Source organism: Paenibacillus sp. JT31N17 (assembly GCF_056269255.1).
This window is the reverse complement of record NZ_JBWDNP010000006.1, coordinates 149,184-160,654: the sequence shown is the minus strand read 5'-3', so window position 1 is coordinate 160,654 and position 11,471 is coordinate 149,184. Positions and strand designations below refer to the sequence as shown.

Here is an 11,471-nt window from a genome sequence, read left to right as displayed (position 1 = left end):
AGATGATTGGAATGTTTAACAGTTTGCGAATAACCTTCTTATCCTTGCTTATGCTTGCTGTGGTTGTTCCTGCTTCTATAATTGCCGAAGGGAGTTCCCCGGCCAAAAAACCGTTTGTCATCGAGGAGACCACGATTGAAGACATTCAGAAAGCATTAGCTTCGGGACAACTTACCTCGGAAGCTCTTGTAAACTTGTATCTGAAAAGAATCGGTGAAATCGATAAAGCAGGTCCTCATTTAAATTCCATTATTACGGTGAACCCGCATGCGCTGGAAACTGCTATTGCATTAGACAAGGAGCGGAAAACCAAGGGGCCCAGAGGACCGCTACACGGGGTTCCTGTCATATTGAAAGACAACTATGATACCGCGGATATACCGACAACAGGCGGATCCGCTTCTCTTAAAGACACACTCCCCCTTAAGGATGCGTTTATGGTGAAAAAACTTCGTGACGCCGGGGCGATTATTCTGGCCAAAGGGAACCTGGATGAATGGGCGCATGGTGGAGCTGCGGGCGGGGGATATAGTTCGTTTGGCGGGCAAACATTAAATCCTTATAAACTGAATCGCGGTCCTTCCGGGTCCAGCTCCGGTCCCGGTGCGGCTGTGGCTGCAAATTTGGCTGCGGTCGGCATGGGCACGGACACGCTCGGTTCCATACGTGGACCGGTTGCAAGCAACGCACTCGTGGGCATAAAACCGACTTTGGGGCTTACCAGCCGTTCCGGAATTATTCCCTTTTCCTTGACGTTTGATGTCGGCGGACCTATGACCCGCTCCGTCGCGGATGCGGCTATCGTCCTCGGCGTTGTGGCAGGAGCCGACCCTGACGACCCGGCGACTTACCAAAGTATTGGAAAATCATATAAAGACTACACGCCATTCTTGAAAAAGAACGGGCTAAAGGGAGCACGAATCGGAGTTTTGCGCAATTATTTTGGAGCCAATCCGGAAGTGGACCAATCGGTCAATGCCGCCATCAAAGATATGCAAAAACAAGGGGCCGTAATTGTGGATTCCTTGAAAATCCCGCAGGACCTGATTGACGTATCCGGTAAAATCTACAGCACCATTTCAGATTTGGAATTTAAATGGCAGCTTGAAGATTATTTTAAAACCAGGGGCAATGCTTTACCTTTCAAAACATTGTCCGACATCATTTCGGATGCAGAAAAAAATAATCTGCCTCTTAATGCTAACGTGCTTGGACGGCTGGAGACAGCAGAGGCTGCAGGGGGACTTCAGGATCCTTATTACCAGGCCACATTGAAGTACGGTCCGGAATCGTTCCGTAGAATCATTGATCAACTATTGAAAGATAATGATCTGGATGCCGTTGTATTTCCGACAAGCGGTTGTACCGCTCAGCCCCTTCCGGGAGTAAATGACGCAAGCTATAAATGCGGGCAGGCGCCTGGCAGCAGCAATTTGGCCAGTTTATCCGGCTATCCGTCTATTTCGGTACCGACGGGGTTTGGATCGGATGGGCTGCCAATAAGTATTTCATTCTTATCCGAAGCATTCAGTGAGCCGATTCTTATTAAATTAGCGTATTCCTATGAGCAAGCGACCCATCACCGGAAGGCTCCAAAGTTTTTAAAATAATCAGGGAATTGTGCTGATCGTTCCACTCAACCGCAGCCTTAGCTCGGATACCGTAAAGGTACTAAGAGCTCAGGCTGCGGTACTTTCAATAGCGGCAGTCCGATTAATTAATTTTAATTCCATAAAAGTAATTCATCCTGTACTCTTAAATTAATAAACCATTCGTACAGAATGGTTCTACTACGATGAATGACTTGAAAATGGAGGCAAGATAAATGAAGTTTAGCTATGTTTCCCACCTTAACTGTCCCAAGTGCAATAAAATCTACGATTTGCATGAAAAACATCAGCTGTGTATATGCGGTTCGCCTTTACTGGTCAGCTATGATCTGGATGAATTGAAAAAGGAGTTTAAACCAAAGGATTTATTGGGAAGACCAGCTGATCTTTGGAGGTATCACGAATTACTTCCTGTGCTAAAAGAAGAGAACGTTGTTTCATTGGGAGAAGGAATGACGCCATTAATTCCAATGCGGAATTTTGGTAAATCCGTTGCTATTCCCAACCTGTTTATGAAGGATGAAGGCATTATACCAACCGGAACCTTCAAAGCAAGAGGGGCTGCTGTCGGTGTTTCTAAAGCAAAGGAACTGGGAATTAAAGAGCTGGCTATGCCGACGAATGGAAATGCCGGTGCCGCATGGGCGCTGTATGCAGCGAGAGCGGGCATTAAATCTATCATTGTGATGCCTCTCGATGCCCCTAGGATTACAAGAAACGAGTGTGCGGTTTCAGGGGCAAATTTGTATCTGGTCAATGGGTTAATTAGCGACGCTGGCAGAATTGTAGGACAGGCTGTCAAGGATTTTAATTTATTTGATGCTTCGACTTTAAAGGAACCTTACCGTATTGAAGGCAAGAAAACGATGGGACTTGAAATAGCTGAACAAATGGGATGGAAAATGCCTGACGTCATTCTTTATCCAACCGGTGGTGGAGTAGGTATTATTGGCATATATAAAGCATTGATGGAATTGCTGGCTTTAGGCTGGATTGAGGGTCCGCTTCCTCGTCTGGTCGCTGTTCAGGCATCCGGGTGTGCGCCTATTGTCAAAGCCTGGGAAGGAAGAAAGGCCGTCTCGGAATTTTGGGAAAATTCAACAACGGCTGCATTCGGAATCAATGTGCCGAAAGCCCTTGGTGACTTTTTGGTATTGGATGCGGTCTATAAGACGGATGGTTGCGCTATTGCTGTTGACGATCCAGGCATCTTGCAAGAGCAGCAGCGAATAGCCTCAATGGAAGGCGCATTTATTTGCCCGGAAGGCGCTGCTGTTTTTGCAGCCGCAAGAATTTTGAGAAAGAACGGATGGATCAGGGAACAAGAGACCGTTGTTGCTTTAAACACCGGAGCTGGAGTGAAATATCCGGATACGGTCCAGGTTGAAGTCCCTGAGCTGCAAAGGGATGAATATATCAGGGAGGGTAGAAGGTAATCATTCACCTGTCCTTTCTCCAGCCCGCGCCAATCCTTTTCGTCCCCGATTCCTCCTTAAATGTCGAATTAAGGATCCTTGGGACTTCGAAACCGGTTATATTGGCACTTTTCAGAAATGGATAGATTGCTATTATTTGAACTACCAAACGTTTCTGGACGTTGTTCAAGAGCCCGGAAAAGAAGCGATTCTGTGGGGCGGTCAACCAAGGCCGATATCGATATGGAAAATGGTATTTCGGTTGGGGTATGATGAATAATAGTAAATAAATGGAACGGAGAGGATGGTCGGATTCATGACATTCAATGAGTATCAATATGAACGTCCAGACGTGAAGAAGATTGAACAGCGTTTTAAGGAACTGCTCGCATCGTTCAACCAGGCTGAAGGCGCAGCACAACAAAACCAGGTGATGGAGTCCATCAATCAATTGCGCAACGAGTACAACACACAGGAGACGCTGGTCTCCATTCGCCATTCCATAGATACAAGAGACGAATTTTATAAGGCCGAGCAAGATTATTTCGATGAAATTAATCCCGTTATTCAAGAGTACATAACGGATTACTATCGTGCGTTAACCCAGTCGGAATTCCGTCAGGAGCTCGAAGCCAAGTGGGGCCAGCAGCTTTTCCGTCTGGCGGAAATGTCGCTCAAGACATTCAGCCCTGAAATTATTGAAGACCTGCAGCAGGAGAACAAATTATCTACGGAGTACAGCCAGCTCATCGCATCCGCGAAAATCCCGTTCGAAGGGGAAGAACGGACGCTGGCTCAGTTGACGCCGTTTGAATTGTCGACGGACAGGGATATGAGGCACCGGGCATCGGACGCCAAATATCAATTCATGGCGGACCATGAACAGGAATTGGACCGCATTTATGACGATCTGGTCAAAGTGCGTACCAAAATCGCCAGAAAACTGGGCTACCGCAATTTTGTCGAGCTCGGATATGCACGGATGAGCCGAACGGATTACAATGCGGGGATGGTTCAAAATTTCCGTGATCAAGTGGCCCAATATATGGTGCCGGTGACCACTAAGCTCAAAGAGCGTCAACTCCGCCGGATCGGCGTTGACCAGCTGAAATATTACGATGAAGGATTCAGCTTCAAAACCGGTAATGCTAAGCCCAAAGGCGATCCCGACTGGATCGTGGAGAACGGACGGAGGATGTACCGGGAGCTGTCTCCGGAAACCGACAAATTCTTCACCTTCATGCTGGATAACGGGCTGATGGATCTGGTCAGCAAGAAAGGCAAGCAAAGCGGCGGATATTGCACGTATTTGCCGGATTACAAAGCTCCTTTCATCTTCTCCAACTTCAATGGTACCTCAGGAGACATCGACGTGTTGACGCATGAAGTAGGGCATGCCTTCCAGGTGTTTGAGAGCCGCCACTACGAAGTGCCGGAATACGGGTTTCCAACTTACGAGGCATGCGAAATTCATTCGATGAGCATGGAGTTTTTCACTTGGCCGTGGATGGAGCTGTTCTTCAAGGAGGATACGGATAAATACCGTTTCGATCATCTGGCGAGCTCGCTGCAATTCATTCCGTACGGCGTTTCGGTGGATGAATTCCAGCATTTCGTTTATGAAAATCCAGATGCGACGCCGGACGAGCGCAAAGCGGCATGGCGCAAAATTGAGAAGAAATACCTGCCGCACCGCAAATACGATGAAAACGACTATCTGGAACGCGGAGGTTTTTGGCAGAAGCAGCAGCATATTTTCCGCTCGCCGTTTTATTATATCGATTACACCCTTGCGCAAATCTGTGCGTTCCAGTTCTGGAAGCGGATGAACGAAGACTACAAAGCCGCTTGGGCCGATTACCTGAAATTGTGCCAGCAGGGCGGAAGCAAGTCGTTCCTGGAGCTCGTCAAGGTGGCCGGTCTCATATCGCCGTTCGAAGACGGCTGTGTCGTATCGGTCATGGGGGACATCGATAATTGGCTGAGCGGTGTTGATGACAAGAAGCTGTAATTGTAAGCAAGCCTTTCACAAAAAATAAAAAGACGGCCGTGAGTCCCCGACGAAAGGGTTTTCGGCCGTCTTTGTGCTGCGTTTCGGAGTGTATGTAATTCGTATTGGTATTGCGTTGCAGCGAATGCTTGAGCAGATCTGCAACTTTTCAAGCATACACTGATATCGTTTATATTTATTTTTTAATAGTTTTAAAAACTTAATTCTAGTAATCCATCCACCTTTTCCCTTATGATAAAAATGTTAGCATGCATAACATGAGAGGATGAGGCAGCATATGAAAAACCGGATCAAGAGGAGGAAATTAAGCAGATTCATTATTTCATCTTTGACGGTGGGCCTGATCGCCCTGCCATTTAACGGGATTCTGGCGGCAGCGGCTGACCCGGGCACCGCGGCCTTAAAGCTGAGAATCATGGAAACGACGGACATTCATACGAATATTCTCTCTTACGATTATTACAAGGATGCCCCCTCAGACACGGTAGGCTTGGCCAAAACGGCCCAATTGGTCAAAACCGCCCGCCAGGAAGCAAAAAATACATTTTTGGTCGATAACGGCGACCTGATTCAAGGAACCCCGCTCGGTACTTACAAGGCGCTTGTCGCTCCGCTGAAAGCAGGCGAAGTCCATACCGTTTACAAAGCAATGAACCTTATGGGGTATGATGCCGCCACACTGGGCAATCATGAATTCAACTATGGACTCGATTATTTGGATGAAGCCGTGAAGGGCGCCAACTTTCCTTACGTTAACGCGAACGTGTATATGGACGACAAAGACGGCAATCCGGACAATGACGTCAATCGTTTTGATCCCTATGAAATTATCACCAAAACGTTGGTAGACGAGTCCGGACAGGAGCAAACCCTGAAAATCGGCGTGATCGGCTTCGTTCCGCCGCAAATTACCCAATGGGACAAATCATGGCTCGAAGGCCATGTTGCGGCCCGGGACATTGTCGCGACGGCCGAGAAATTCATCCCGAAGATGCGCGCTGAAGGAGCCGATCTCATCATCGCCTTGGCGCACACGGGCTTCAACGGATCCGCCAAAGCATATGCAGATGCAGAGGATGCCGTGCTGCCCTTGAGCAAAGTGGCGGGTATCGACGCCATTACATTCTCCCATACCCACAAGGTTTTTCCTGCGGTGGACGATAAATCGCTCGACCCGCTATTCAAGGACACGGATGGCAGCGTGTTTCCGGGCGTTGACAACGCCAAAGGAACGATCAACAAAGTGCCCGCGGTGCAAGCGGGATACGGCGGGAACAACCTCGGCATCATCGATTTGACGCTGGAAAAGCAGGCCGGGAAGTGGAAGGTGGCCGCTTCCCAATCGTCCACAAAAGCGATTTACGATACTGCGGCCCAAAAGCCGCTGGTTGAAGCAGAGCCTGCTGTCGTTGAAGCGGTGAAGGCCGACCATGAAGCGGCCATTCAATATGCGAACAGCCCGATCGGGACGACGACCGCGCCGATCCACAGCTTCTTCTCCCTGGTGCAGGACGACCCTTCCATCCAGATCGTAACGAATGCGCAAAAGTGGTACGTCGAGAATTATGTGCAGAAAAACCTGCCCCAGTATATAAACACGCCGATCCTGTCCGTTGGCGCACCTTTTAAAGCGGGACGCAACGGTCCGGACGAGTTTACGGAAATTAAAGCCGGCCCTCTCGCGATCAAGAGCGCAGGCGACCTTTACCTGTATGACAACACGTTAAAAGTGATTTTGGTGAAAGGCTCAGCCGTCAAGGAATGGCTCGAAATGTCCGCGGGCAAATTCAAACAGATCGATCCGGACAACAAAGAAGAGCAGCCGCTCCTCAACCCATCATTTCCGGTCTACAACTTCGACGTCATCGACGGAGTGACGTACCAGATCGACGTAACGAAGCCGGCCAAATATAAACCGGACGGCACGATCAACGACGCCAATTCCAGCCGGATCGTCCAACTAAACTATAACAGCCAACCAATCGACCCGAATCAGGATTTTCTTGTCGCAACTAACAACTACCGTGCGGGAGGCGGGGGCAGCTTCCCGGGCGTGAAAGGAAGCAAGTACATCATCGACTCGCCCGATGAGAACCGCCAAATATTGATGGATTACATCTCATCGCAGAAATCGATTGATCCCTCGAGCGATAACAACTGGTCGATTGCGCCGATCTTCGGAGAAGTGAACGTAACGATTACGTCTTCCCCGAAAGCGGCCGAGTACGTAAAATCGTCGTCCAACATCCGTTATTTGAACAAGACGGACGATAAAGGCTTCGGCCTCTTTTCCCTGGATGTAAGCAAAACGTTCAAGGACGTACCCTCATCGCACTGGGCGTATTCCGCGATTAATGAGCTTGCCTCCAAACAAATCGTTTCGGGCGCAAGCAGCGCGGAATTCGAACCGGATGCCAGGGTAACCCGGGCGCAGTTTGCATCCATGCTGGTTAAAGCGTTGAAATTGACCGCCAAAAGTAAAACGAAATTCAAGGATATCCTTGCATCGGCCTGGTATGCCGGCGCGGTGGCGGCCGCCTCGGAGAACGGTCTTGTCAGCGGCATTACCAAAGACCGGTTCGCCCCGGATCAAACCATTACCCGCGAGCAAATGGCCATTATGATCAGCAGGGCATTGAATCTGAAGGCAGGGAAGACCCTTAAAGCGGAAAGCGAAGCGAAATTCACGGACAGCTCGGCCATCAGTGCCGGGGCAAGCGCAAGCGTCGACATAACCGTCGAACGCGGCGTGATGAGCGGCAGCAGCGGCAAGTTTAACCCCACAGCGGCGGCCACGCGTGCCGAAGCAGCCAAAGTGATCAGCCTTCTGACCGGCAACATCTCCGTCCAACTGCTCGGCATTAACGATTTCCATGGCCAGTTGGATTATAGCAAGACAGTGAAGGATGCCGGCGGGAACGTTACCGCCACGCTCGGCGGAGCCGATTACCTGGCCGCCTATCTGAAGCAGCGCGAAGCGGCTAACCCGAACACCCTGCTCGTGCATGCTGGCGACGCGGTAGGCGCAAGCGCTCCGGTATCCGCATTGCTGCAGGACGAACCGACCATCGATTTCCTGAATCGGCTCGGTTTCGATGCCGGTACGGTGGGCAACCACGAATTCGACAGGGGCGCAGAGGAAGCGCTGCGTTTGATCAACGGGGGCAAGAATCCGGTATCCGGCAAAGATTTCGCCGGAGCGGACTTCCCTTACGTGGCGGCCAATGTCGTGGATAAGGATGGCAAACCGCTCCTTGACGCCTATGTCATCAAAAAAGTCGGCGGCGTCAAAATCGGTTTTATCGGCGTCGTAACGAACATCACCCCTACGATTGTCAAAGCATCCAGCATCGAAGGCTTGACCTTCATCGAGCAGGCTCCGGCGGTCAATAAAGCCGTTGCGGAATTAAAGGCTAAAGGCATTGAAGCGATTGTCATTCTGGCCCATGATCCCTTTGAGGGCAGCGCCGGCGCGCCGACCGGTGAAGTCGTCGATTTGGCCAACGAAGTGGACGACGAAGTGGACGTCATCTTCGCAGGCCACAATCATGGCGGGTTGAACAAAGTGATCGACGGCAAGCTGGTCACCGAGGCTTACTCGTACGGCACAGCCTTCTCCGACATCGATCTGGAGATCGACCGCGCCACGCATGATATCGTGCTGGCCAAAGGCGAGGTCGTCGATGTCAAACAAGAGGGCATCGAACCGGATGCCGAAATCGCGAAAATGATCAAGGACTACCAGGAATTGAACGCGCCGGTCATGAATGCGCCTGTCGGTAAAACGGACGCAGCCATCACCCGCACCGCGGCAGCATCCGGCGAATCCGCGCTCGGCAACTTGATTGCGGACGGCATGCGCGAGGCGATGAAGACGGATTTCGCGTTTATGAACTCCGGCGGTATCCGCAGCGACATGCCGGAAGGTTCCGTTACGTACGGCAGCATGTTCAGCATCCAGCCTTTCGGCAACGTGCTTGTGAAAATGACGCTGTCCGGAAGCCAGATGAAAGAACTGCTGAATCAGCAGTGGGGCGAGACCGGAACAAAGATCGGCCAAGTATCCGGGTTCACGTACTCTTATGATGACAGCAAGCCGGCCGGCCAGAAGATTATCGAGATCAAAAAAGCGGACGGTACCCCGCTGGAGGACGCGGCTTTCTATACAATCGTCGTGAACGACTTTATGGCAACCGGGGGCGACAGCTATACGCTGCTCGTCAAAGGAACGGACCGCGAGGCGGGTCCTGTCGACCTGGATGCGACGATCACATACGTGAAAACGAAATTCCCGGCCGGGCCGATTACCGCCAAAACCGAAAATCGCATTACCAAAGTGAATTGATTTATCTGAACTGGGCGCTTTGACGCATGAACAAACCCCTCCAAGCAGACCGCGCTCGCAAGAGCGCTCCCTGGAGGGGTTTGTCTTGTAACGGGAGCCAAGATTGAATCTATTCGCCCGTTTACCCTTATCCACGCGCCGGCCTTCGACGCCAATATCCATGTTTTTAACAGATAATATAATGATCTGCTTTTAAATGGAAGTGCTTTCAAGAAGTTAACAAAGTGGTATGGATGTTAATACCTTTTTCTGTCCGCCCTTTACGAAATCGCTTACAATTTGATTGTTATCATTAATTTCGTTATAGGAGGAACCACGATGAGAAAGCTGCGCAAATCTATTGCTCTTGTACTGGTTACCGTGCTGATCGGCATTTTGGCCGCTTGCACGGGCGGCAATAACGACTCTACAAACAACAACGGCTCTTCCGGCAACGGGGGAAGTACGGGCAGCGCGGATACGGATCCGGCCAAGAGCGGTGCACCGATAAAAGACGGGAAGTTCGATCCGCCGGTAACCATTACGGTGGTGCGGGGCATCGGTGCCGAGGTGAAGTTTAAAGACGGCGAGTCGATGGAGAACAACGTTCACACTAAATGGGCGAAAGAGAAGCTCGGCATCGAGCTGAAGTATCTGTGGACTGTAGTGGATACGAACGATGCGTTCAAGACAAAGCTCCGTCTGGCGCTGTCCGCCAATCAGGAGTTCCCGGATATTTTGCCGCTGCGTACTACGGCAGACGTGGTCGACGACCTCATAGACTCCGGCCGCTTCCAGGATGCGGGCGAGCTGTTTGACAAGTATGCCTCCCAGACCTGGAAGGACGCTATGAACGAGGATCCTACTGTATGGTACCCGTATATGCGCGATGGCAAGCGGGTGGGCCTCCCGATCCTGGACTATGCATACAACGGCGACCCGGTGCTCTGGATCCGCGAGGACTGGATGAAAAAGCTGAATCTGCAGGCGCCGAAGACGATTGAGGACCTTGAGCAGATCCTGGAAGCTTTCACGAACAATGATCCGGACGGCAACGGCAAGAAGGATACATTCGGTCTGACGATCGGCTTCAAGAATTGGTTGAATACATGGATGGGCGATGCAGGCTGGGTTTTCGGCGCTTACGGCACAATGCCGAACCAGTGGAACTCCGATGGTCAAGGAGGCATCTCGTACGGCTCGATCAATCCTGCCATGAAGGAAGGTCTGACGAAATTAAGCGACTGGATGAAGAAGGGCTACATTCCGAAGGAAGCCGGACTATGGGACGAAACGAAGTCGACCGAAGCATTCACCTCCGGCAAAGCAGGTATCGTAGCAGGTCCGCACTGGATGCCTTCGTGGCCGCTTGAAGATGTGAAGAAGAATGTAAAAGGTGCGGAATATAAGGCGTATGCGATCCCGGCCGGACCGGATGGCAAAGCCGGACGCCACGGTACGCCAAACAACAACGGCGTGGTGTTGATCAACAAGGATATGAAGAATCCGGAAGTGTTCTTCACATACCAGAACTATCTGTTCGACAACTACGCCAATCCCAAAGAAGGCAGCGAGTTCGAATACGGCTTGTCGAAGGGCTATGACTGGGATGAGAAAGACGGCAAGAAAGTGGTTCTGAAGGAAGGGGAAAACGGCTTCGCAACCAATAAATATACGCTTACGTTCGACGGTGCGCGGATTCCTTCGCTCTCCATGAATGCGCTGGCGAAGATCGCCTCGGGCGAAGAGCCTTCAACGACGTTTGAGAAGCTGCAAAAGGAAATGGCGCCGGAAGCTGTCCTCGAGGCAGCCAAGATCGTCATCGACCAGAAGGATATCGCCATGAAAAATATGTTTACGGGTTCCGCGACGCCTACGATGAAGGATAAACGCGAATTCCTGGAGAAGCTTGAGAAGGAAATCTTCAGCAAGATCGTCTACGGGGAGCTTGGCATCGATGCGTTCGATAAGTTCGTTGAGGATTACAACAAGAACGGCGGCGACAAAATATACACCGAAGCCAACGAGTGGTATAAAGCCGTAGGCGGCAAGTAACCAGCAAATGCGGCGGACAGCAAGCCCGGTCATTCCAATGGCCGGGTCTTTATGGT

General features: G+C 50.8%; 5 protein-coding genes. All 5 read left to right on the top strand.

The window, feature by feature from the left end; translation table 11 throughout:
- Positions 1-11: 11 nt before the first annotated feature.
- The 5 genes from AC0YOB_RS20515 (at position 12) to AC0YOB_RS20495 (ending at position 11,415) form a co-directional block, all read left to right on the top strand.
- Complete coding sequence (locus tag AC0YOB_RS20515; RefSeq protein WP_475794333.1) at positions 12-1,610, top strand: amidase family protein; 1,599 nt, start codon at positions 12-14, stop codon at positions 1,608-1,610.
- Between the two features lie 215 nt (positions 1,611-1,825).
- Positions 1,826-3,046, top strand: a complete 1,221-nt coding sequence (locus AC0YOB_RS20510; protein ID WP_475794332.1) for a threonine synthase — start codon at positions 1,826-1,828, stop codon at positions 3,044-3,046.
- Positions 3,047-3,341: 295 nt separating this feature from the next.
- Positions 3,342-5,036 (top strand): M3 family oligoendopeptidase, encoded by a 1,695-nt coding sequence (locus tag AC0YOB_RS20505; protein WP_475794331.1) that lies wholly within the window; start codon positions 3,342-3,344, stop codon positions 5,034-5,036.
- A 277-nt stretch (positions 5,037-5,313) separates the two neighbouring features.
- Complete coding sequence (locus AC0YOB_RS20500; protein WP_475794330.1) at positions 5,314-9,381, top strand: bifunctional 2',3'-cyclic-nucleotide 2'-phosphodiesterase/3'-nucleotidase; 4,068 nt, start codon at positions 5,314-5,316, stop codon at positions 9,379-9,381.
- 318 nt (positions 9,382-9,699) lie between these two features.
- On the top strand, positions 9,700-11,415 hold the full coding sequence (locus AC0YOB_RS20495; protein ID WP_475794329.1) for an extracellular solute-binding protein: 1,716 nt from the start codon (positions 9,700-9,702) through the stop codon (positions 11,413-11,415).
- The last annotated feature ends 56 nt before the right edge of the window (positions 11,416-11,471 follow it).